At 38.9% G+C, this 24,429-nt stretch carries 15 protein-coding genes; 9 read left to right on the top strand and 6 right to left on the bottom strand.

The window, feature by feature from the left end:
* Positions 1 to 91 precede the first annotated feature (91 nt).
* Entirely contained in the window at positions 92 to 4,369 is a 4,278-nt protein-coding gene (locus GQR87_RS18705; RefSeq protein ID WP_158972005.1) for a DEAD/DEAH box helicase, read from the top strand.
* A 179-nt stretch (positions 4,370 to 4,548) separates the two neighbouring features.
* A complete protein-coding gene (gene add, locus GQR87_RS18700) occupies positions 4,549 to 5,553 on the top strand; it encodes an adenosine deaminase (RefSeq protein WP_158972003.1) in 1,005 nt (334 codons plus the stop codon).
* Between the two features lie 760 nt (positions 5,554 to 6,313).
* Here the strand turns inward: add and GQR87_RS18695 are convergent.
* Positions 6,314 to 6,523 (bottom strand): cold-shock protein, encoded by a 210-nt coding sequence (locus tag GQR87_RS18695; RefSeq protein ID WP_158972001.1) that lies wholly within the window; start codon positions 6,521 to 6,523, stop codon positions 6,314 to 6,316.
* 633 nt (positions 6,524 to 7,156) lie between these two features.
* Between GQR87_RS18695 and GQR87_RS18690 the strand changes: the two genes are divergently transcribed.
* From GQR87_RS18690 to GQR87_RS18660, 7 genes are all read left to right on the top strand, one after another.
* Positions 7,157 to 8,134: a DUF1852 domain-containing protein gene (locus GQR87_RS18690; protein WP_158971999.1), complete on the top strand. Its 978-nt coding sequence runs from the start codon at positions 7,157 to 7,159 to the stop codon at positions 8,132 to 8,134.
* 62 nt (positions 8,135 to 8,196) lie between these two features.
* Entirely contained in the window at positions 8,197 to 9,270 is a 1,074-nt protein-coding gene (locus GQR87_RS18685) for a methionine synthase (protein ID WP_158971997.1), read from the top strand.
* Between the two features lie 817 nt (positions 9,271 to 10,087).
* Positions 10,088 to 12,130, top strand: a complete 2,043-nt coding sequence (locus GQR87_RS18680; protein ID WP_158971995.1) for a TonB-dependent siderophore receptor — start codon at positions 10,088 to 10,090, stop codon at positions 12,128 to 12,130.
* Positions 12,131 to 12,204: 74 nt separating this feature from the next.
* Positions 12,205 to 13,305 (top strand): HmuY family protein, encoded by a 1,101-nt coding sequence (locus GQR87_RS18675; RefSeq protein WP_158971993.1) that lies wholly within the window; start codon positions 12,205 to 12,207, stop codon positions 13,303 to 13,305.
* Positions 13,306 to 13,370: 65 nt separating this feature from the next.
* Positions 13,371 to 13,970: a MotA/TolQ/ExbB proton channel family protein gene (locus tag GQR87_RS18670; protein ID WP_158971991.1), complete on the top strand. Its 600-nt coding sequence runs from the start codon at positions 13,371 to 13,373 to the stop codon at positions 13,968 to 13,970.
* A complete protein-coding gene (locus GQR87_RS18665) occupies positions 13,957 to 14,262 on the top strand; it encodes a DUF2149 domain-containing protein (protein WP_158971989.1) in 306 nt (101 codons plus the stop codon). The genes GQR87_RS18670 and GQR87_RS18665 overlap by 14 nt, the downstream gene beginning before the upstream one ends.
* A gap of 84 nt (positions 14,263 to 14,346) precedes the next feature.
* Positions 14,347 to 18,498 (top strand): cobaltochelatase subunit CobN, encoded by a 4,152-nt coding sequence (locus GQR87_RS18660; protein ID WP_158971987.1) that lies wholly within the window; start codon positions 14,347 to 14,349, stop codon positions 18,496 to 18,498.
* 428 nt (positions 18,499 to 18,926) lie between these two features.
* Here the strand turns inward: GQR87_RS18660 and GQR87_RS18655 are convergent, their stop codons facing one another.
* The 5 genes from GQR87_RS18655 to GQR87_RS18635 all read right to left on the bottom strand — a co-directional run bounded on the left by GQR87_RS18655 (position 18,927) and on the right by GQR87_RS18635 (position 24,191).
* Positions 18,927 to 21,299: a DEAD/DEAH box helicase family protein gene (locus tag GQR87_RS18655; RefSeq protein WP_158971985.1), complete on the bottom strand. Its 2,373-nt coding sequence runs from the start codon at positions 21,297 to 21,299 to the stop codon at positions 18,927 to 18,929.
* 39 nt (positions 21,300 to 21,338) lie between these two features.
* Positions 21,339 to 21,629 carry a type II toxin-antitoxin system RelE/ParE family toxin gene (locus GQR87_RS18650; RefSeq protein WP_233267318.1) on the bottom strand — a complete coding sequence of 97 codons (291 nt, stop codon included), beginning with the start codon at positions 21,627 to 21,629 and terminating at the stop codon, positions 21,339 to 21,341.
* Entirely contained in the window at positions 21,616 to 21,903 is a 288-nt protein-coding gene (locus GQR87_RS18645) for a type II toxin-antitoxin system ParD family antitoxin (protein ID WP_158971981.1), read from the bottom strand. The genes GQR87_RS18650 and GQR87_RS18645 overlap by 14 nt, the downstream gene beginning before the upstream one ends.
* A gap of 304 nt (positions 21,904 to 22,207) precedes the next feature.
* Complete coding sequence (gene groL, locus GQR87_RS18640; RefSeq protein WP_158971979.1) at positions 22,208 to 23,863, bottom strand: chaperonin GroEL; 1,656 nt, start codon at positions 23,861 to 23,863, stop codon at positions 22,208 to 22,210.
* Positions 23,864 to 23,900: 37 nt separating this feature from the next.
* Positions 23,901 to 24,191: a co-chaperone GroES gene (locus GQR87_RS18635; RefSeq protein WP_158971977.1), complete on the bottom strand. Its 291-nt coding sequence runs from the start codon at positions 24,189 to 24,191 to the stop codon at positions 23,901 to 23,903.
* Between the last annotated feature and the right edge of the window lie 238 nt (positions 24,192 to 24,429).

Raw genomic sequence — 24,429 nt, 5'->3', positions numbered from 1 at the left:
TGGTTAAGAAAGGGTTAAGGGCGTTGTTTAGCTGGTGGATATTTGTTAGTTTCGCTCTACTAAAAAATGAATAACCAATAAATTATCTTCTATGAATTTTACCCCTGCTATCCAGCCTCAAATCGAGCAACAAATTGAAGCCTTGTATCAAGCTTTTCTGAATTTAGAGCAGAACCAACAAGCAATGCTGATGATTTTGGCTGTTATTTATAAGCCAATTGGTATTGCGAAGTTAGGGCATGTCACAGATATATTAGCGGATAGAGATTTTCTACCACTCAACAAAAAGGCTTATCGCTTAGCTATTCAGCATAAAGAGCAACTGAGCGAGCTTTCTTTATTAATGACTAATAAAGATGGTTTACAAATTAATATCTTACTGGCTAATCGTTTAATCTCTGAGCTCGGTCAATTAACTACCTGTTCGCAGATGAGTGGCAAGGATAAGTTACTTGAGATCATCATGGCGGCTGAAGAAATTGTGCCTGTGGTGAACATCTATGATTGGCAAAAGAAGAAGGTTGATGAACAAAGAGTGATTCGTGACCTTTATTATTTGTATCCTATCGAGAAACTGGTTACAGGCTTAACCTTTAATAAAAATCCACAAATCATTGATCATCAGCAAAATACTATTTTGGTGAAGCTGTTTTTTGTGCCTTTTAATTTAGACACCTTTTTAACCTTACCTAATATATTGCAATACCAAGCGTTTGCGACTTTGTTTAGGGAGTGTCAAATAACAGGGCAAAGTTGTGCTTATGCAATCCAACTATTAGAGCAGGTTTGTCTCGCCCATTCAGATCCAGAAGACTTTTTATATAACATTGATTGCCAACATCTATTAGCTGAACAATATTTGTATCAAATGCGTTTTGCTGATTTTGAGCGCATTATAAAGCCCGAAGATACTAGCAGTTACGGATTGCAGTTGTGGGGAGCCTATTACTTTTTGACAGGTGAAAATCAGCAGGCTATCGATTGTTTTGAACAAGCCATTAAAGCTAAAAACAAACTAACTAAACGTAAAAAGCAGTATTTGAACGAAGTTTTGGGCTATTTCTACAAATTGGCTTTAATGGTTGAGGGCAACCGACATGACGTCAGTTGTTTTGCTAGTGCCAAACAACAAGTAGAGTTTGAAGATAGCGATCGCAAAATTAATAGTGACTTTTACGCATTAGGTCGCGTTTTTTTGCGGCCAATTCAAAGTTTATCTACGGCTGAAAAGTACTCTGTGCTTATTGAATTTAGTGCGATTGACCAAGCAGCTGATTTCTTTTGTCATCAACTTTGTTATCTCACCTATTTAATTGGTCAAGTGTGGTGTAATCAATCTAAAGATCCTCAGTTTGTTGAGCTAGCTACTCAATACCAAGCTAACTTTTCGCAACTTTCTTACTCTGCATTTGCTGAATTATGTGCACAGATAGGAGTAAATATCGCCAATAAAGATTACAAAAGTGAATCTAAGCTAGTTGATATTTGTTCATTGGTAGAAACCAAAGCCCAGTGGGATCTCGCCCTTGATAAACTCATCGCCCTTAACCCCAAAACCCCTAACAACTCTGCTACCGATAAACCAAAAGCCTTAAAGCCGGTGCGCTTAATTTGGGAGCTAGAGCATGACTATTACGATTCATTGAAAGCGCGAGAACAAAAACTCAGTAAATCGGGTTGGAGTAAAGGGCGAGTCATTTCATTGAAACGCCTAAAAGAAGAAACTGAGACTTTCGACTATTTAACTGACAGCGACAAAGTACTTTGCCGTACCATCAAAGTGTATCAATCTTGGGGCTATTACGGCAAAACAGAATATGTACTGCAAGGTTTACCAGCCTTAAATGCAGCTGTGGGTATTGATAATCTATATTATGCAGATAATTTAAACCAAGCCATAGAGCTGATTAAAAGTGAGCCTGAGTTATTAGTCAGTCAGCAAGGAGAGCAGCTTTGTTTAAGTATCGCTAATTTATCAGGCATAAACAGCGATGAAGAGCTGGGCAACATTTATGATCTGAGAGAGGTGTCAGATAATAAGCTGCAATTAACCGAATTTTCTCCCGAACATCTTAAAGTCGCTGAGATTATTGGTGAAAGTGGTTTGCTAATTCCTAATAGCGCCAAACAAAAAGCCTTAGATGGTATAGCGGCTATCGCCCCATTTCTCAATATTCAATCTGATGTGGCAGAGCTAGACACAGGATTAGCTAACCATGAATGTGACCCAAACTTGGTGATCAACATTCAGCCAGCCCAAAGTGGTTTAGTGTTTACTTGTGTGGTGATGCCATTTGGCGAAGATGGACCTGCCTTTAAACCAGGCATTGGTAATGCCAGCTTAACCTGTGACATCAAAGGCAAACGGGTGGCGACTCAACGAGACCTAGTGCGAGAAGAAACATTATTAGATGAGCTGGACAAAGCCTGCCCAGCCTTTTTAGATATGTCAGGCAATGAATTAGTGCTAGATGATTGGCAATCAGCATTAACGGTTTTAGAACAATTAGAGATGGCAGTATCACAGGCTAAATTTGAGTTGTTACTACGCTGGCCGAAAGGAAAAAAACTCAACATAAGCAAAAAATTAGAAAGCCAACACTTACAACTGGCCATGAGTAAAAAAAGCGAATGGTTTGATATCAGTGGTGACTTACAAGTCGATAACGAGCAAGTGATAGAACTGCGCAAGTTATTAGAATTAGTCAAAACTAGCAACGGTCGTTTTATCGAAATGGGCAGTGAGCAAATATTGGCACTATCTGAAGATTTGCGCCACAAGCTTGAGCAAATTAACCAAGTTACAGACGATGGTAAATTTCACCCTTTAGCCAGTCTGCAACTTGAAGAAGCCACAACGGGTATGCGCATGAAAACCATTCATGCTTGGGATCAGCAAACTAAAAAAATGCATCAAGCTAATGGCATCGACCCGCAAATTCCTTCTACCTTTCAAGCACAACTACGTGACTATCAAGTAGTGGGCTTTGATTGGGCATCGCGCTTAGCCCATTGGGGCGCTGGCGCTTGTTTAGCTGACGATATGGGCCTGGGTAAAACCTTACAAGCCCTAGCTGTTTTGTTGTCTCGTGCTGGTGGCGGGCCCAGTTTAGTAATTGCCCCCACCTCGGTTTGTTTTAACTGGCAACAAGAAGCCTTGAAGTTTGCCCCGACTCTTAATATTAAGTTATTTGCCGACTCAACGGGCACCTCGCAAAGGGAAGAGTTATTAAATGAATTAAACCCTTTTGACTGCGTGATCATCAGTTATGGCCTATTACAGCGAGAAAGTGATTTATTAAAAAATGTACAGTGGCACAGCATAGTGGCTGACGAAGCCCAAGCATTAAAAAATCCTTTGGCCAAACGGACTAAAGCTGCCTTTGCTTTAAAAGGCGACTTTAAAATGATCACCACAGGTACGCCCATTGAGAATGATTTAACTGAGCTGTGGAGTTTATTTCGTTTTATTAATCCTGGGTTATTGGGCAATTTAAAGCGCTTTGGTGAACGCTTCTCTCTGCCCATAGAAAACGCCAAAGAAGATAAATTGGCTGCCCAAAAAGCCAGTCAAAGTTTAAAAGCCTTGATCCAACCTTTTATTTTACGGCGCATGAAAAACCAAGTATTAACTGAGTTACCGCCACGTACAGAAATTAATATACAGGTTGAAATGACTCCTAAAGAGCGTGATTTTTACGAAGCATTACGACTCAACGCATTAGACAATATTAGCCAAAATGATCAACAAGGCCATGTTGGCGAACAGCGTATTAGAATGTTGGCTGAATTGATGAAACTACGCCAAGCCTGTTGTCATCCCAAATTAGTGATGGCAGAAAGTGAGATACCTAGCGCTAAGCTTGCTGCTTTGGAGGAGTTATTAGTCGAGCTGAAACTTAACAACCATAAAGCCCTTATCTTTAGTCAGTTTGTTGGCCATTTACAATTGATCAAGCAACATATTGAAAGTAAAGGATTTAGTTATCAATACTTAGATGGTTCAACGCCACAAAAAGAAAGACAAAAACGCGTCAATGCCTTTCAAAGTGGTGAAGGGGATATCTTTTTAATCAGTCTTAAAGCTGGTGGTTCTGGGCTAAATCTAACCGCCGCAGATTACGTGATACACATGGATCCTTGGTGGAACCCAGCAGTCGAAGAACAAGCGTCAGACCGTGCTCATCGCATGGGTCAAAAACGCCCAGTGACTATTTATAGGTTGATCACGCAAAATACAATTGAAGAAAAAATAGTCGCCCTACACCAGCATAAGCGAGATCTAGCAGACAAACTACTTTCAGGTAACGAGGCGGCCACTAAGCTATCTGTTGATGATATGCTGAATTTATTGAAAGAAACATTGTGAGCCTGACCTAAGGATAGTGCACTTAGTTAGTGCGGTTTCTACCTTTTTCCAAGAAATTTGTGCAGGGGCTTGTATATATTGATTATCAAAAAACTCGTCTAGGCCATTAGATACGAGGGTTATAAGTCTAGGTATTAAATTTGCTTATTCAAGCCAAATAAAAACAATTTGAGTCGAGTATGCATACCTTTATTGAGAATATCCCTAAAGCAGAGTTACATGTTCATCTAGAAGGAACACTTGAACCGGAACTTAGTTTTGTCTTAGCTAAAAAAAATGATGTCGCCCTAGAATATGACTCTACCGAGGCATTAGTCGCGGCTTATGATTTTCATGATTTACCCTCGTTTTTGAAAATTTACTATGCAGGCATGAATGTTCTGCGAGATGAATATGACTTTTATCAACTGACCTATGCATACTTAAGTAAGGCTCGCAGCCAGCAAGTGCTGTATGCAGAGTTATTTTTTGACCCTCAAGCACATACCAGTCGAGGGGTTAGCTTTGAAACTGTGATCACGGGTATTCATAAAGCCCAGCTTGATGCTGAGGAAAGCCTAGGGATTAAAAGCCAACTGATTTTATGTTTCTTGCGAGATATGAGTGCTGAATCGGCGATGCAACATTTAGATATGGCTGAACCTTATCTAGGATGGCTAGTGGGGGTGGGCCTTGATTCTGATGAAAGAAACAACCCACCAGTTAAATTTGCTGACGTTTTTGCTAAAGCTAAAAAAATGGGCTTAAAGTTGACTATGCATTGTGATGTGAATCAACAAAATACGTTAACCCATATAGAACAGTGTATTAGAACCATCGAAGTGGATCGAATCGATCACGGGATAAATTCTCTCGAAAGTGATAAACTTTGTGAACTTATTAAAGATAAAAAATTAGGGCTAACTGTATGCCCAGTTTCTAATCGTTTTGTAGTGCAATCACTGACATCAAATGAAATCCACTCTATGCTCGAAAAAGACATGTTAGTGACAATTAATTCTGACGACCCTGCTTATTTTAGAGCTTATCTCAATGAAAATTTATTTGAGTTACAAAAGGAAGGCGAGTTTGATCAGGCGCAAATGACGACCTTGGTCAGTAATGCTTTCAAGGTTGCTTGGTTAGACGAAAAAACTAAGGCTGACTATTTGTTACAAGTTGATAATTACGTTAGTCAGTATTAACGCATTGGTATTAATTATTTTTGAGGTCTATTTCTGTAGGCCTAAGAATTAGACTAATTCAAATGAAGTTGTTTAACCTGAGTTCTGGATAAGAAGTATAGTTCAAGCTAAATATTAACAATAGAATTCAATAGCTTAATCACATTCGCCCAAATAACCTCTCTTCAATGCTCACCCGATGACGAAATTTTTCGTGTATAGCAAGGCGGATTGTCGTACGTTATAACGTGTTAATAGGGGCTGTTAACTTTTTCAGTATAAATACCGCACAACTCGCTGCAAAAAAATACAGAAAAGGTCAACAACCCCAAGACAATCCAACGTCGCTAGAAACAAAAAGAGCGTTTTTTGTCTTTTAAGTTTTGTGATTTACTAGTCATAGATAGTGCTTCTTTATCCACTAAAGAACATTGTGCTCTATCTGAAAAGGATTGGCAGAATTTAACCACTATTCTTTCAGAACATCTTATACCAATCCACATGATAAGTGAGTGACTACTAATTTAGCTCGCATGGTGTAAAGAAGAATCATAAAAATGTCAGTATAAAGGAGCTCGATTAGCTCAGGATTAACTTGCTTTAAAAGTATTGTTAATCGTGTCACTGATTATTGTAGGAGGTGACTCGGAAATTGAATGACTTGTATGCAGAAATTAAGGTGTTGCTGATCGGTGAAAGGGTGATTTATTCAAAGTGTTTCACTCATATTGGTATATGAGTGAAACCTTATGATTTACTATAATGCGTTATTTAAAACGAATTAGATGCAAACAATATTTTCTGCTTGAGGGCCTTTTTGACCTTGAGTCACTACGAATTGTACGCGTTGACCTTCAGCTAAAGTTTTAAAGCCTTCGCTTACGATGGCACTGAAATGTGCAAAAACGTCAGGACCAGATTCTTGCTCGATGAAACCAAAACCTTTAGCTTCGTTAAACCATTTGACTGAACCAGTAGTTGTATTAGACATAATAGATATCCTAGAAATAATTAAATAATTTGTACCAAAAAAATTGGCGATTTAAGTATGAAAAAATTGAGATTGTACTGAGGATAACGCGAAGTATTACAAATAAACTATTATAACTAGAGTACTACAAATAACAAACATCGTGGGATTCACAAAAACAGGCCTTTTCTCAAACCTGCAGCAAATTTACGGGTAAGATGGGGGAAAGTCAAGTTATATTTATAATAAACCTTATATATTTAGCTACAGTATCAAGAGAGTGTTATTTTTCTCTTGGGCTTATTGAAGGGCGCGCTACGTCATTAATCCTAATTTCACTGAGTGCATATAATCAGTTGCTCGCTTTTGCTATTCACACCAGCTTCCCTAAAGTATCTCTTAACCTAAATATTGGATTAGCCGTAATTTATCCTTTTTTAATGATTCATATAAAGCATGAATTATATTCATGAATTAATGAAATAAAATCAATTTTATTCATTGAACCTACCGCGTATAACATCCTCAGCTCTTCACTTTTTACTAGGCTCTAGTTAATTCTTGATTAGGCATAAATAAAAAATAGTCAAATAAAAAGCGAAGTAAAAAGAATAAATTCAGGTTTTAGTACAGCAAATTGGATACCAGATGATCATGAAAAAAGATTTAACATTTACTATTAAGAGTATTTGTCTTGATGAAAATTACCAGCCTTCAGACAATACACGAATTACCACTAATTTTGCTAATTTGGCCAGAGGCGAAAGCCGTCAACAGAACTTGCGTAATGCCTTAAAGATGATCGACAACAGTTTTAATGCCTTAGCACATTGGGATAACCCCAAAGGGGAACGTTATTCGGTTGAGCTTGAAATTATCTCTGTCGAAATGGATATCCAAGGTAGTGGTGAGACTTTTCCGTCGATTGAAGTCTTGAAAACCAATATTGTTGATCATCAAACGCAAGAGTGCATTGAAGGCATAGTCGGCAATAACTTTTCTTCTTATCTGCGAGATTATGACTTTAGCGTATTGCTGGGGGAGTATAACAAGGGACAAAGCCAGTTTAGTGTACCCGCTAATTTTGGTGAATTGCATGGCAAGCTCTTTCAACATTTTGTCAGCTCACAGGCATATAAGCAGCATTTTAAAAAGCTACCAGTAATATGCTTGAGCGTGTCACATAACAAAACCTATTTTAGAACAGATAATCAACATCCTGTTTTGGGCGTTGAATATAAGCCGAATGAGTCATCGTTGACCGAGCAGTATTTCAAAAAAATGGGCTTACAAGTGCGTTATTTTATGCCGTTAAATAGTGTTGCGCCTTTGGCTTTTTATTTCTTTGGTGATCTGCTGAATGATTACACTAACCTTGAATTGATCAGCACCATTAGCACTATGGAAACCTTTCAAAAAATTTACCGGCCTGAAATTTATAATGCGAATGCGGTGGCTGGAAATTGCTATCAGCCCAATTTGCAGAATCAAGATCATTCACTCACTCAAATTGTTTATGACCGAGAAGAGCGTGGTAAATTGGCAATTAAGCAGGGTAAATTTGCTGAAGAGCATTTCATCAAACCCTATCAAAAAGTACTTGAGCAGTGGTCAGCCAATTACGCTATTTAATTATCCATTACTCGGATTAATCAGCAATCTTTAATGAATACACAGGTATAGCAGCATTTATTATGAACACATCGACTATAGAGAAACACAGGGTGAAGCCCCATATTTCGAAAAATATTCTATCTACATCAACGGCAGGCAGTTTACCTAAGCCTTCGTGGCTGGCACAACCCAAAGCGCTTTGGTCACCATGGAAATTGCAGGGACAGGAATTAATTGACGGTAAACACGATGCCTTACGTGTGTCATTGCAAGAACAACAACAAGCGGGCATTGATATTGTCAGTGACGGCGAGCAAACCCGGCAACATTTTGTGACGACATTTGTTGAGCACCTGAGCGGTGTTGATTTTGAAAAGCGTAAAACCGTTAAGATCCGTGATCGTTACGATGCCAATGTCCCAACAGTGGTTGGCCCAGTTTCTCGGCCTAAGTCGGTTTTTGTGGCAGATGCTAAGCTTTTACGGCAGCAAACCAAGCAGCCGATTAAATGGGCACTACCAGGCCCTATGACAATGATAGATACCCTTTATGATGACCATTATCATAGTCGCGAAAAACTTGCGTGGGAATTTGCTAAAATCCTGAATCAAGAAGCCAAAGAATTAGAGGCAGTAGGGGTTGATATTATCCAATTTGATGAGCCTGCCTTTAATGTGTTTTTTGATGAGGTGAATGATTGGGGGATTGCTTGTTTAGAGCGAGCTATTCAAGGACTTAAGTGTGAAACAGCAGTACATATTTGTTATGGTTATGGCATTAAAGCCAATACCGATTGGAAAAAAACACTGGGATCTGAATGGCGACAATACGAGCAAGCTTTTCCAAAACTGCAAAAATCTAATATCGATATTATTTCCCTAGAATGTCATAACTCTCACGTGCCAATCGAATTACTTGAACTGATCCGCGGTAAAAAAGTAATGGTAGGTGCCATTGATGTGGCAACCGATACTATTGAAACACCAGAGGAAGTCGCCAATACCCTACGAGAAGCTCTTAAGTATGTTGATGCAGATAAGCTCTACCCATGCACTAACTGTGGCATGGCTCCGTTATCTCGTGATGTAGCAAGGAGAAAGTTACAGGCTTTAAGTGCAGGCGCAGCAATAATCCGAAAAGAATTAACTAGTTAGCTGTATATTGATGAAAACGAATAAAAAGCCCGAATATTGCTATTCGGGCTTTTCGATTTTTACGTGGGTAAAAAAGCGTTATGTTTTACGCAGAATAAAACGTTTAGTAAAAGTGTTATGAGCGTAGCGTATTGTTGTATGTACGTGAGCGAAATAACAACGCAGTAATCGACGTTTTAGACCAGTTACATCATTCCGACATGTGCAGTGTAAGTACTTGTTTTTATAAAGTTATTTGTATGGGGTAAAGTAATGACAATCCACTTTGTACCACTAACCACCAAGAGTTCTATTTAACTCATTGAATTTTAATGAGTTAATGTGATAACGATTGTATTTGGAAACAAGATCAAAACTCCAAAGTATTCTGTTCATTAAATTCATATCCTAACGCTTTGTAACCTTTTCCTTGTTTCTTCCACATACGTTGTAGCGTCGAGAAATCATCAATGAAATCGTAAACTTGAATAACAGTTTTACTGCTCTATTCTCGCTGAATTCGTCCAGCATATTGCGCTAAAAATCCTTTCCAAGCTATTGGCAGCGTTATAAATAAAGTGTCTAAATGGGGTAAATCAAAACTTTCGCCAACATATTTCCCTGTAGCTAAGATAACAACAGGCTCATCATTGTTTGGTTTACTGGATAGGAGGGGGGATTCGTTCTTGTCTTTATTTTGTCGAAATTACGTCTGTAGTTCAAAACCTTTATTTCGCACCAAAGCAAATGATAATGATTCGCACTTGCAATTAAGGAGCTCCTCATTGTACACTGTTTCAATTGCGAATAATTATCATTTACAGGTAGTGTATATTAAGTGAAAACACATTATTATTTAGCCATTGTTACCGTGCTGAATTTAGGACTTTTCAGTAACTTGGTTAATGCCAACAATACGAAAACAGAGGTTGACAGCAGAGAGTTCTCACATAGTGAAACAATTGTTGTTACAGGTACCCGAACCCCTAAACTTTTATCTAACTCGCCTATTTCAGTTGATGTTATCGACGGTGCCGTAGTTGGATTATTATCCCAAGGTACTGTCGCACAAGCGTTAAACTTTGTGCCCGGAGTAGTAGTTGTACGCAATGAAAAAGATGGTTATAGCGTGCAAATGCAAGGGTTTGATGGTGATAACGTATTAGTATTGTTAAATGGCCAACCACTAGTTGCACCTACTGGTGCTGCAGTTGATTTGGATCAGATCAGCGCTCAAGATATTCAACAAATTGAAGTTATACGTGGTGCCGCGTCAGTCATGTACGGGAGTTCCGCAATGGGCGGGGTGATTAATATCATCACCCGCAAATTTAACGAAAACCGTTTAAAAATTGGTGTTGAAATAGGCCGTTTTACTAACAACACTGTTGACGATGAATCATTAAGCCATTTAGTGACCATCAACGGTAATGTGATGACTGGCGATTGGAATAATCATCTTAACCTGTCGCTAAAACATTCACCAAGTTTTGATTACGATAACGATCATACCAGCACACCTGCAGGCAAATTAGATAAAATATTTTTAAATCTTGGTACTAATGGAGCCTTTAATAACCTAACGATTAATGCAGAAACGCAGTATTTCAAAGAAGAAAAACAAAAAGCGGTTGGAATTATTCCCGGTCAAAATATAAATAACTATTACATCTCTGATGTTGAACGCTACCAAGTTGACTTAGGCATAGGTAAAGCCGTTTTTAACAAGCATAAGCATGAAATTGCCGATACCAGCTGGAAACTAAATACTCGTTTAGTCGAACATGAAGAAACAAGTGGGTCATCGACATTACGCAAAGCCGATATTGGTTTATATGAAGTTAATGGTCAATATGTATGGTCCGCTCCTAAAGTAACAGATGATGCCGGCTTAGAATTAGTGGCGGGTGGGCTTATACACTTCGACACGCTTGCGCAAATTAACTTAAAATCTGATGTCGCTGAAATTGATAATAAATCACGTCGCAGCGTTGAGGCATTCAGTCAATTAAATTGGATCTACGACGACGAACAATACTTATTTGGCATTCGCGTTCAAGACGATTCAGATTTTGGCGGCCATGGTGCATTACGTTTAAGCGCAATGTACGATTTACTCAACGAAAAAACAGACAGCCTAAAATGGAGATTAGGTGTCGGTCAAGGTTATCGAGTACCTACCTTAAAAGAACGTTTTTACCAATTTGATCACAGTGCACTAGGTTACAAAGTTTATGGTAACGAAGACTTAAAACCTGAAGAGTCATTGTCATTCAATTCAACCCTTACTTATCAATCAACCATTGATTCTAATTGGCTGGGTAATTTTGAGTTGAGAAGCGAGTTGAACGTTCATTATACCAAAGCTGACAACTTAATTGACTTATTTACCGACCTAGAAAAATCAATAGACGAAGACTTAGATATTTCTGTTTATGGGAATATCAAAGAAGCGACCCTGCAAGGGTTTGAACTCAGCTTTGAGACACAATTTGATTACTGGTTCAGTCAAATAAACTACAGCTATTTAGATGCACGTGATGGTAACGACAAACGATTAGAAACTCGCCCATATCACCAAATAAAAACTAACCTAGGTTATAGCGATATTAATGCAGGTATCGATGCCGTTCTTTACGCTGTTTACCAAATAGACGAAGCATTTGATAACGAGCAATTTACCAATGGTGAAGAAAACAACAGCTGGTTAACCATAGATTTTAAATCTTCCTGGCAATACACAGAGCAATTAACTTTACGCTTTTCCATTGAAAACATTTTTGATCAACATGCGAACTTATCAGCACAGCAAGCACTAAAGTTTGACGCCCGACCTATTTCTAGCCGCTTTATTTCAATAGGCGCAAGTTACCAGTTTTAAACCTTAAACCTTAACCCTTATCAATATGTCGCATTACTTAGCGGCTAAAAAATATTAAATTCTTGGAGAAAATAATGAACAATAAATTTGCGATCGCTGTGTTATCTGGCTCAATGTTACTCACCGCGTGTGGTGGAAGCTCTTCAGATGATACAAATGTTATCCCTGAAGAACCAAGTAATGTGTACGGCCCTTTAGCTACAGGCAGTGTTGCTGAGCCAAACTATGCTTATTTTGATTTAGAGACCATGACTGTAGTGAGTTTAACTGAAGAGCAAGCCGCTACAGATACTAGCTGGGATATAGCTTTCAAACGCACCGGTGTTTATTTAAATAACGCAAATAACGACAGTCCTGTTACAGCCTATTTTACCGGAAATAATACCGACTTTTGGGACGGTGAAACGCCCGTTGCAGATAAATTTTTAAATGCCACTCCTGAAACAGAACTAGCGGCATTTGACAGTGTGAGCATAACCGATGTACCTGCGGATACTAGCATGTTTATCGCCGATGAAATGTTTAACATTATTAGTGATTTTTACAACTATGATCCCGTTACTCATCAAGTAAGCGCCGCAGATGATAAATACTTTATTGTTAACTCAGACGACCAGTTAACTAAATACCGAGTGTCAGCATTAACACAAGTTGGTTTCGCTATGAGCGACATTACTTTGCAAATAGCCAATCAAGATGACGCTGATTTGTTCGGTGCCGAAAGTCCATTACTGGTTGATTTAGTAACAGAATGTGGTTTAGGTGACATGGTATATGTTGATTTTGGCACCGCAACCGTTGTGACAGAAAACGATAATTGGGATCTTTCATTTATATGTAATGAAGCTAATACCGGCTCAGATTTTGAAATGGATATTGCTGATGATGCAACAGCACTGCAAGATTTCACTAACGAAATTACAGGTATTTCAGCGGAAGCATTACCCTACCATAGCTTTAAAGCAAACACTTATACAGAAAAGGCTTTCGATGCAACGCCTTGGTACGCCTATAACATCGAAGGCGGCATTCCTCATGGGATATATTCACAATACGGTATCTATTTAATTAAAACAGATAGCGCTACATATAAATTGCAAATGCTCAGTTATTACGACGAAGAAAGCACTTCAGGCAGCATTTCCTTCCGTACAGAAGCTTTAGTAGCTCAATAATTTAATTTTAAATTCGCTTACAGGGAGGTAAGCGTTTCTTAATCAATATTTTAAGTAGGCACACAGTGATCCAGCAACTCGAATTTTTAATGTATCAATTGTCTGATTTTTTTATGGCTCCGGTACTTATTTTAATCGCCGCATTATTCATTTACGCATTATTTGCTACCGGTCAGTATGTAATGCAAATCGTCCAGCGTAAAAATAACAAATCGCATTTTTATCAGTTATTAAATAGCGAGCTTGTGGATAATCAGTCATTAAACTTAGCTGGTTATCCATTAGCTGAATTAGCCAACCACCATCCTAAAGTCAGCAAAGACCAACTAGATGTTGCCGCTTTAGGTGAACTAGAAGGGGTGCGTAACGTCAGCCGTTTAGCACCCATGTTAGGTTTAATCGCCACAATGGTGCCAATGGGACCTGCACTTAAAGGCTTAGCCGACGGCAACATTCAAGGTATCAGTGAAAACCTAATTGTTGCTTTCTCTGCAGTAATTTTTGGCTTGGTTATCGCCTCAATTACATTTTGGATCGCTTCAGTGAAAAAGCGTTGGTTAGCTGAGGAGTTGGTAGCGTTAACGCCTTTACTTGAAGAGTCTAAGCAAGCACAAATCAAAGCTCAATTTGAATATGCAAAAGGTCAACAGAATGAAGCTGCTTGATGAAGATGAAGGCATCAACCCTGCGCTTTCAGTGGTGAATTTGGTTGACGTATTCTTGGTGCTAGTTGCTGCCTTGCTTATTACCATCGCACAAAATCCCCTTAACCCTTTTATGACTGAAGATGTGACTGTTATCAAAAACGAAGGCAAAGAGAATATGGAAATTATCGTGAAAAAAGGCAATAAAATTGAAAGCTTTAAAAGCCAAGGCCAAACCGGTAGCGGTTCAGGTAAAAAAGCAGGAACAGCTTATGAGATGACAGACGGTTCAATCATCTACGTAGCAGAATAAAAAGATTTAACAACTTGGTTTTACGCACAGTTACTGTTGCTCTAACAAAATATCATCTTAAATGTATAGGTTATAAAACTCAAAATGAAACTATTTTTAACTGTCATTGCCTTGCTAAGCACTTGTTTACCTTACGCTATAATGGCTGAAACACAAAAAAACACCCAAGATAATAAAATCCTATTTATTAGTGCTGCGCACTCGAATAAAGCCAAAGTTAAGCTTTTAAAAACAGTCGCGGCAGAAAGCACCACACAACAAAATAATGTACATTTTACTGTTGAGCAAAAATCAGCCAAAGACATAAAAGATATGGTGATAGCAGAAAAGCTATTTTCTGAATATGATTTAGTGGTGCTTGACGCAGTGTCGAGCCGATTTGCCAAACAAACATTTGAAGGATACATACCTTCAATTAGTAAAGTGTCTGCTGAGCTCTCGACTAAGTTCATAGCGCTTAATTGGCTAGAAAACCAAGCCGCGCAACAAGGTTTGTCACAACCACAGCAACAAGCATTGCAAAGTTATTGGAAAAATGCCGGCCGTAAAAATTTAACGAACATGTTAAATTTTATTGCTTTTGATATATTAAAGCGTGAAAACCCCAAGAAAATAGCCGTAGTCAAGCCACTTATTTTTCCAACTCAAGGAATATATCATCCTAAACAGCCCGACTTAATGAGTCCTTCATTAACTAGTTATCATAAATGGTCGGCACCATCTGCTGGGCAAACTAAAATAGCCTTATTAATGCAACGCGCCTCAATTGAAACCGAGCAAACTACCGTTATTGATGAAACCATCAATCGATTAGAAGCCAAAGGCGCTTATGTTGTGCCCTTCTTTTTTGAACTAAGTCCGCGCAGTGGCGATTATTCACACCTATTACAATTAGAACGTGGCGATGGTAGCAAGCAAACCGAAGTCGACTTAATCATTAACTTTCGTAATATTCACTGGGCAAGTAAACGCAAAGCCGAGTTTGAAGCTTTTGGTGTGCCAGTGGTGCAGGCTTTAACGTATTACGATGGCGACCAAAAAGCCTGGGAAGCAAGCTCCGAAGGTATTTCATCAGGCATGATGTCTTTTATGTTAGTACTACCTGAGTCGGCTGGTGCCATCGACCCAACTATTGTTGCCGCGATGAATCACCGTGAACAAAAAGTTGAGGTGATTGATTATCAACTAGATTTTCTTATCGAACGCTCTCTCAACTATGCCAAATTAGCCAACATGAATAACGCCGATAAAAAACTCACCACTATGTTTTGGGGGGACCGAGACATGGGCGCATCTTTTTTAAACGTACCTGAAAGTTTACAGGCCATCAGCCACCGCTTAAACGACGAAGGGTATGCCATTGACAAAGTTGATGCTCAGTACTTTATTGACCGTGTCGACCGTATTCTTAATCCTTTTTATCGCGATTTTGAATTAGAAGCCTTATTAAAGGATGACTTAGCCGAGTTGCTACCTGTTGCCGATTATAAAAATTGGTTAGCGTCTGCGCCACAAGCAACCGTTGCTAGCATCAATGAAAAATGGGGACAGCCAGAAGATAACTTTATGGTGACTATTCGCGATGGTAAGCACTATTTTATTATTCCGCGTATTAGAAATGGCAATATGTTGGTATTACGCCAGCCGCCGCGCGGCGACAGTGCCGATAAAGAGCAAGGTTTATATCACGACACTAAAGTTCCAATGAATCATTATTATTTAGCCGCTTATTTTTATGCGCGTGAATATTGGCAGAGTGATGCATTTATTCATTTAGGAACGCACGGTACACATGAATATTTACCGGGTAAAGATCGTGGCTTATCTCGGTACGATGGTGCAAATTTGTCAACAGGCACACTGCCTATTATGTATCCATATATAGTTGATGATGTTGGCGAAGCCATGCAGGCGAAACGTCGAGGTAACGCCATTACTGTCGGTCATATGACACCACCGTTTGCGGCAGCAGGTTTACAAGGAGTAACGGCTGATATGCATACCTTGGTCGATCAGTATCGTCACATTGATACTGGTGGCGTAAAAGAAAAAACTAAGCAGCAAATCATCGACTTTTGTATTAAAGAAAACTTATGTAAAGACTTAAATTACGACTTAGCGACAATCAATCAAGACTTTGATCGCTTTTTACAAGACTTACACAGCTACTTGGAAGAGTTAGCCGCTTCAAATCAACCCCTTGGTTTGCATAGTTTTGGTGAATTGCCTGAGCAACGCTTAGTTATTTCAACTTTAGGCCAAATGTTAGGCACAGATTTTTTAAGTATTGCCTCTGATTTTGAAAAGGAACACTACGAATTAGAAGATCACCACCATCATGATGAACACGGTGATGAAGAAAAAAATCATGATGAAAAAGAAGGAGAACAACTTAAATCGCACGATGATATTTCTGACGGTTTAATGCACTTTATCAATGAAGACTTAGAAAATACCGCAGGCTATAAAACCTTACATGACTTTGTAGTGAATGCTGGAAAAGCGGATATGGACGAGCTAAGTGATGAAATAAAGCCTTACATTGAAAAAGCGCAAGCTTACTATAACAACCTCATAGGCATTAAAGAGTTAGACAATTTAGTGGCTGGTTTAAACTCCCAATTTATCGCGCCGAAAAACGGTGGTGATCCTGTGCGTAATCCTGAATCCTTACCCACAGGTTATAATCTAATTGGTTTTGATCCATCACGTTTACCAACAAAAGCTGCGTTTGAACAAGGTAGTGAATTAGTCGAAGAAATCATCGCCAACTACTACAAAAAACATGGGCAGTATCCCGACAAGCTGGCGTTCTCATTATGGTCAGTTGAAGCTATGCGACATTATGGCGTGTTAGAAAGTCAGGCGCTTTATGCTATGGGGCTTCGTCCGAAATGGAGTCCTGATGGACGGGTAGTAGGCACTGAAATTATTCCTTACAGCGAGCTGAAACGTCCACGTGTTGATGTTGTCTTATCGGCAACAGGTCTTTATCGAGATGCATTTCCAAATGTCATGGAATTACTCGCTAAGGCGATTCAAGAATTGTCTCAACTTAAAGAAGACAGTAACTCTATTTGGGCTAATCATATCAAAGAAAACAGCCAAAAAGTGAGAGCGGAATTAGTGGCTGAAGGCCTAGATGAAGAAGAAGCAGAATACTTATCAAGTGTGCGTATTTTCTCAAACACCTTTGGTGACTATGGCTCTGGTGTTGACGAACCTATTATGAACAGCAACACATGGGAAACCGATAAAAAGATTGCCAATAACTATTTGGCTAACATGGGGCATTATTTTGGTGCAGATAAATCCCGCTGGGGTCAAAAAATCGATAACCTTTACGCCAAGCAGTTATCGGGTACTGATGTTGCGGTATTTGCTCGCTCTTCTAATCTTTACGGCATGATCACCTCTGACGACCCATTTGAGTATTTCGGTTCTTTGGCGTTAGCTGTGCGTAATATCGATGGTAAGAGTCCCGAAATGATGATCAGTAATTTACGTAATGTCAAAAAAGCTAAAATGGAAATGGCGGCAGAGATGCTTGCAAAAGAATTACGTACCCGTAACTTCCATAAACGTTGGATAACTGAGATGCAAAAAGAAGGTTACAGTGGCGCAGTCACCATGGCTGGTAACCTCAATAACTTTTGGGGCTGGCAAGTCGTTGATCCAAATGTTGTGCGTAATGACCAATGGGATGAATTTGTTGATATCTACATTAACGATGAACTAGAGATTGGTTTAGACGACTGGTTTAAAGAAGTAAACCCAGGCGCATTAGCGCAAATGATGGAACGTATGTTAGAAGCCGAGCGTAAAGATTATTGGGACACTGATGAGCAACGTTTAAAATCTATAGTTGAAAAGTACATTGAAATGGTTGAGAAATATGACTTAATTGTGATGAATGATGCAGTACGAGAACATGCTAATGAATTAGCCAAAGGTTTTGGATTACAACCCATGCAACAAGCTAAAACCATGGAAGATATGGCAGCTCAAAAAATTCTGCAAAAAGCAGCTTCTAAACAAAGTGCTGAACAACCAGTTGAAGGCCAAAAACTTGAAAAGCAACAAAAGCAAGAACAACAACAAGGCAAGGAAGATTATTTTATCTGGAAAGCACTCGCAGCAATGCTCATTATTATGTTAATTGGCATGGTATATCAAAGCAGAGCCCGCCAGCGTAACGCCAAAAAATTAGCGGAAGTTGTGCAATTATCAAAATAAAAATTGGATTATTGTTACTTCAACAAACCGCCCTAATGGGGGCTGATCTAACGATACAGATAAATCAGCTTTTGAAGTAAGTGCAATCTAAAAAAAGCCCGAATATTGCTATTCGGGCTTTTCTTTAATAAGGGATTAGACTTATTTAGGCGCAGGATAAATTGTTTAGTTCAAGGCGCTTTATGAGGACGTTTAGTGTTTCTTAAACGAGTTATAAAGCAACGATGAAGTAGGCAATTTAAACTAGCATAAATTACATCATGCTGCCCATCCGATAGATATCTACTTGTTTTTATTGGGTTAGTTATATGGGTATTAGTAGTGATACCCCATTTTATACCCCTAGAAATCAGCGTACAACCTAACCTATTGAATTAAATGAAATTATGTTTTTTTGCATACACTGAAGAGTAATGTTCAATATAAAATCAAAGATCTAAGTTTTTCTGTTCATTAAATTTATATCCTAGTGCTTTATAACCTTTTTCTCGTTTCTTCCACATACGGTGTAATGTCGGAAAATCATCAATAAAGTCGTAAACTTGAATTACAGTTTTACTACTCCATTCTCGCTGAATTCGTCCAGCGTATTGCGCTAAAATGCCTTTCCAAGCTATTGGTAATGTTATAAATAAAGTATCTAAATGTGGTAAATCAAAACCTTCACCAACGTATTTTCCTGTAGCTAAGATAACAACAGCTTCATCATTACTTGGTTTACTGGATAAGAAAGTTATTCGTTCTTGCCTTTGCTTTGTTGAAATACCGCCATGCAGTTCAACAACCTTTATTCCCTTATCAGCCATCAATTTAGCAAGTAATTCAATATGCTCTTTTCTTTCGGTAAGCACCATCACTGATCTGTCATTATTTACGGACTGCTTGATGCTGTTAACAATCATTTCATTTCTAGCTTGATCACAAACTAAGTGTTTATACACTTGAGATATATGTGGTTTAGTATCAGGGATTAACCATTCTAAAGGAAAACTAGTATCAGTCTTAACCACCTTCACATGTTGTTCAAAGCTACTGATGGAGCTTGCTGCCTTATATACAACCGCGCCTATTTGGAAGTGCATTAATTTTTCTAAACCATCTTGGCGTTTAGGTGTTGCCGTAAATCCGTGAATATATTTAGCATGCACTGACTTTATCAAACACTCATAGTTTGATGCAGGCAAGTGGTGGCATTCATCTATTAATATTTGCCCATATTTTTCAATTACAGGTTTAATGTCTATTCCATTACGGCTAACTAGGCTTTGATAAGTAGCAACATCAATTTCATAGGTTAATTTATCCTTCCCTCCCAACAATGAACCTACTTCCACATTAGTTAAGAAGACCTTTATCCGTTCAAGCCATTGTTCCGCCAACTGTCGGTTATGAACCAATATTAAAGTATTTACCTTTCTTTTAGCGACAAGAGCCAATCCTGTAACGGTTTTACCGAAGCCCGTTGACGCAACAAAAATACCATTGGTTTGTGAAAATAAAGCATCAACAGCTTTCTTCTGCTGACTTTTCAATTTGCCAGTAAACTTAACCTTTTCGAGTTGATTACCTGCAAAACGTTTATCACTGTATTCAATCTCTATTGTTTGGCCTGATATGATGCGAGTAACTTCGGCTAAGCAACCTCGTGGCAGAATTAAATAACCATTTTCTATATGTGCGGAACAAATATATCGACTTGTACCAATCGTTGATAACCGTAAGGCTTGTCGTTTGTAGAACTCTGGATTAGAAAATACTGCGCAATGCTTTAACGTAGAAGTCAGCTTTCCGGGTAAATTAGCGATTGGAACATATAACTGATCCGCTAGCGTTAATGTAAGACTCTTTGGGCAATCGTTGATCTTAATAATGTCATTACCGTTAAGCTTATTCCATGGTTCATTCTTTTCAATATCCTCAGACGCTATTTCAATATAAGAATTTAGTTGATTCAGCGTTGATTGAAGCTGGGGTTTAGTCACTTTTTGAGTAGCTGCCAATATTGACCACTGATCATTATAAGGTACGCCTTCATCGTTAATGAAAACACTATTGTTATATTTTCTTGGCTCTAGCTGTAGTGGTAAAGCAATCAGGTTGCCAAAGCCCCCCTCTGGCATAATATCTTGATTAGGAAATAATCTATCGAAGCAATCAAATGATAGTAACGGATAGCGTTCCATCGTTTTACGAAGTAAACCATTGCCTAATCGACGAGCATCACTAGCGGCTACAGCTTCCGAGAAAAAGATCCATATATGGCCACCGTTACCACTTCTTGAACGTTCTAATAGATAGGGAATATTTAATGATTCGCAAGTCGTTGCAAATGCAGATGTAGCCTCAAACCAGTCCTCTTTATCAAAATCTGCAGCAAGTAAACACGTTGAGTTGTCACTTAATAGAGGGTAGATACCTATGGTTTGAATGCCTTTTAAATGTCCGTAGACAGCTTGATGGTCGGGTACTTTAAAGCTCTGATTTTTACATTCAGTACAACTTATTTTTGGTTTGTTGCAAATTTTTGGCTGCCACTCATTCCAACAAGCGGGAGAATAACCACTTCTACCATTTTTTGATTCCCACCTAAATGGATAAACATCGTTCCGGCCTTTAAAATATGAAAGAAAAAGGTCAATTTTAGATTCAGGAGAGGCGTGTAGATTAAAGTTTTGAGCTAGTTCAGCTTCATGTTGCGTTATTAACGCTTGGCGATCATTAAGCAAAACAAGCCGCTCTTCATTTAATAATTGAAGACGGGTATCTATTTTGGCAAGCTTGTTAATATGGCTTTCAGGCATGATTATATTCTCACCAAAGTCCGCTCTATTTTTTAATCATTAAAAATGTTTTGAGGGATCCATACGTTGATGAAGAATACGAGCAACATCAATACCCTCATCACTAACTTGGTAGAACACAATGTGTTTTTCTACAGGAAAGCTTCTAGCACCATTATATACATCACTTCTTTCCTTACCGAAGTCAGGGTATTGAGCTAGTTTCAATAAGGCTGAGTCTATGGTTTGAGCATACACCTTTGCTTGTGCGCTTCCCCAAGATTCAATTGTTGTTGAAATTATTTTGAATAAATCCTCTTCGGCTAAAGGAGATAACCTATAGTTCGACATTGGCACGCTTACTTGTAGACTTACTATCTACTGCAAGGGAGGCTTGTTCAAATATATCCATTACGCTGTGCTTTGATAATTCGCCAGCAGCTAGTTGTTCAAAACCTTTCGCTACTTCTTCTCGTAATATCTCAAGTTGCTTGTTTTTAGCAACATCTTTTTCAAATAACATTCTTAATCCATCACGGATTACTTCACTTGCTGAGGTATATAAGCCAGCAGATACCTTTTCAGTAATTCTTCGCTCGAATTCTTTACCTAAAGAAATATTCATAATTAACACTCCAATCATCTATTCATCATATTATGCGCACGGTATGCGCATAATTCAAGTTTGATTGAAAGGTTACAATCAAAGCGAACATTGGCTCATTTATATCAAAACCAGTAAAAAATTAAATTTAGCGTGGAAATCAAACAAATTAATACCCCAACTTATCCCCCTGAAATTGCAGTTATATTTAACCGAATGCAATAACATGCAGCGCCTAAAACCGAAAAAACCCACAAACCAAAAGGTTTGTGGGTTTTTATGCAATGCTATGAAGCGTTACAAGATGTTATGCAATCGCTTGCAATTACATCATGCCGCCCATTCCGCCCATACCACCCATGCCGCCCATATCAGGCATGCCGCCTGCAGGCGCTGCATCATCTGCCGGAGCATCAGCGATCATAGCTTCAGTGGTGATCATCAAGCTTGCGATTGATGCAGCAAACTGAAGTGCTGAACGGGTTACTTTAGTTGGGTCAAGAATACCCATTTCGATCATATCGCCGTAAGTATCGTTACCAGCGTTGTAACCGAAGTTATCAGCGCCGTTCTTCACTGCGTTAGTCACGACAGATGCTTCTGCACCAGCGTTAGCTGCGATTTGACGCATTGGAGATTCCATTGCACGTAATAATAATTTAATACCGTGTGTTTGGTCTTCGTTGTCGCCTTTAAGGTCAGCAATTTTAGAGGCTGCACGTACTAGAGCCACACCACCACCGGCTACTACGCCTTCTTCAACCGCTGCGCGAGTTGCATGAAGTGCATCTTCAACACGGTCTTTTTTCTCTTTCATTTCAACTTCTGTGGCTGCGCCAACTTTGATTACTGCAACACCGCCAGCTAATTTAGCTAGACGTTCTTGAAGCTTCTCTTTGTCGTAGTCAGAACTTGATTCTTCGATTTGTGCACGAATTTGCGCAACACGGCCTTGAATAGCTTGTTCGTCACCAGCACCGTCAACAACAGTAGTGTTATCTTTGTTGATAACAACACGTTTAGCTGTACCTAGGTCTTCTAGTGTTACTTTTTCAAGTTCTAGACCGATTTCTTCAGAAATCACAGTACCGCCAGTTAGTGTAGCAAGATCTTGTAACATGGCTTTACGACGGTCACCAAAACCAGGTGCTTTAACCGCAGCAACTTTAACGATACCACGCATGTTGTTTACAACTAGCGTCGCTAGTGCTTCACCTTCAACGTCTTCAGCAATAATTAACAAAGGCTTAGAGGCTTTTGCTACTGCTTCAAGTGTAGAAAGTAGTTCACGGATGTTAGATATTTTCTTATCTACTAAAAGAATGTAAGGGTTGTCTAATTCAACGCTGCCATTTTCTTGGTTGTTCATGAAATAAGGAGAAAGGTAACCGCGGTCGAACTGCATACCTTCAACTACTTCTAATTCGTTTTGTAGAGATTGACCTTCTTCTACGGTAATAACCCCTTCTTTGCCTACTTTGTCCATAGCTTCAGCGATAAGGTCGCCTACTTCTGAATCAGAGTTTGCAGAGATAGTACCTACTTGGGCGATAGCTTTGCTGTCAGCACAAGGAACAGATAGAAGTTTAAGCTGTTCAACGGCAGCGATAACTGCTTTGTCGATACCACGCTTAAGATCCATTGGGTTCATACCCGCAGCAACTGATTTTAAACCTTCAGTTACGATAGATTGTGCTAATACTGTTGCAGTTGTGGTTCCGTCACCAGCTTCGTCATTAGCTTTAGACGCAACTTCTTTAACCATCTGTGCGCCCATGTTTTCGAATTTATCTGCCAATTCGATTTCTTTGGCTACCGATACACCATCTTTAGTGATGGTAGGTGCGCCAAATGATTTGTCTAAAACAACGTGACGGCCTTTAGGACCAAGGGTGACTTTAACTGCGTTAGCTAGGATGTTTACACCGGCTAACATTTTTACGCGAGCGTCATCAGAAAAACGTACTTCTTTAGCTGCCATGATAATTATTCCTCTAAAATTTGGTTAATGGGTTGGGTTATTCAACAACTGCTAAAATGTCATTTTCGCTAAGAATTAATACTTCTTCGCCATCTAGCTTTTCAGTTTTAACCCCGTAACCATCGTTAAAGATTACGATGTCGCCGATTTTTACGTCGACAGCTTTAACGTCACCGTTGTCTAAAACACGGCCATTGCCAACAGCGATAACTTTACCGCGAGTTGATTTTTCTGCTGCTGAGCCAGTTAATACTATGCCTCCCGCAGATTTACTTTCTTGTTCTTGACGTTTAACGATAACGCGATCGTTTAAAGGACGAATTGCCATTTTCAAATCTCCGAAAATTCCAATGTTAATATTGTGATGGCTCGATAATTCGAACCGATAGTTGAGCGACCAAATCTTCAGCCACCCAAAATTCTGATTAATAGAACTTTGTTCTGCGTCCAGAGATGGGGTTGCTGGAATTGATCTCAAGGTTTTTTTAATAAAATTGTGAAAAAAAGATCTTTTAGATACATAAATACGTAACTACTTTCTTATAAATTCTTGATATGTTTATTCC

The organism is Paraglaciecola sp. L3A3, assembly GCF_009796765.1.
GTDB lineage: Bacteria > Pseudomonadota > Gammaproteobacteria > Enterobacterales > Alteromonadaceae > Paraglaciecola.
The sequence above is the reverse complement of the archived record's forward strand: the minus strand, read 5'-3'. Positions and strand labels throughout refer to the sequence as shown.

Bases quoted from the DNA above. Each gene is read 5' to 3' on its own strand.
- GQR87_RS18705 (WP_158972005.1), top strand. From the start codon at position 92: ATGAATTTTACCCCTGCTATCCAGCCTCAAATCGAGCAACAAATTGAA.
- add (WP_158972003.1), top strand. From the start codon at position 4,549: ATGCATACCTTTATTGAGAATATCCCTAAAGCAGAGTTACATGTTCAT.
- GQR87_RS18695 (WP_158972001.1), bottom strand. From the start codon at position 6,523: ATGTCTAATACAACTACTGGTTCAGTCAAATGGTTTAACGAAGCTAAA.
- GQR87_RS18690 (WP_158971999.1), top strand. From the start codon at position 7,157: ATGAAAAAAGATTTAACATTTACTATTAAGAGTATTTGTCTTGATGAA.
- GQR87_RS18685 (WP_158971997.1), top strand. From the start codon at position 8,197: ATGAACACATCGACTATAGAGAAACACAGGGTGAAGCCCCATATTTCG.
- GQR87_RS18675 (WP_158971993.1), top strand. From the start codon at position 12,205: ATGAACAATAAATTTGCGATCGCTGTGTTATCTGGCTCAATGTTACTC.
- GQR87_RS18665 (WP_158971989.1), top strand. From the start codon at position 13,957: ATGAAGCTGCTTGATGAAGATGAAGGCATCAACCCTGCGCTTTCAGTG.
- GQR87_RS18660 (WP_158971987.1), top strand. From the start codon at position 14,347: ATGAAACTATTTTTAACTGTCATTGCCTTGCTAAGCACTTGTTTACCT.
- GQR87_RS18655 (WP_158971985.1), bottom strand. From the start codon at position 21,299: ATGCCTGAAAGCCATATTAACAAGCTTGCCAAAATAGATACCCGTCTT.
- GQR87_RS18650 (WP_233267318.1), bottom strand. From the start codon at position 21,629: ATGTCGAACTATAGGTTATCTCCTTTAGCCGAAGAGGATTTATTCAAA.
- GQR87_RS18645 (WP_158971981.1), bottom strand. From the start codon at position 21,903: ATGAATATTTCTTTAGGTAAAGAATTCGAGCGAAGAATTACTGAAAAG.
- groL (WP_158971979.1), bottom strand. From the start codon at position 23,863: ATGGCAGCTAAAGAAGTACGTTTTTCTGATGACGCTCGCGTAAAAATG.
- GQR87_RS18635 (WP_158971977.1), bottom strand. From the start codon at position 24,191: ATGGCAATTCGTCCTTTAAACGATCGCGTTATCGTTAAACGTCAAGAA.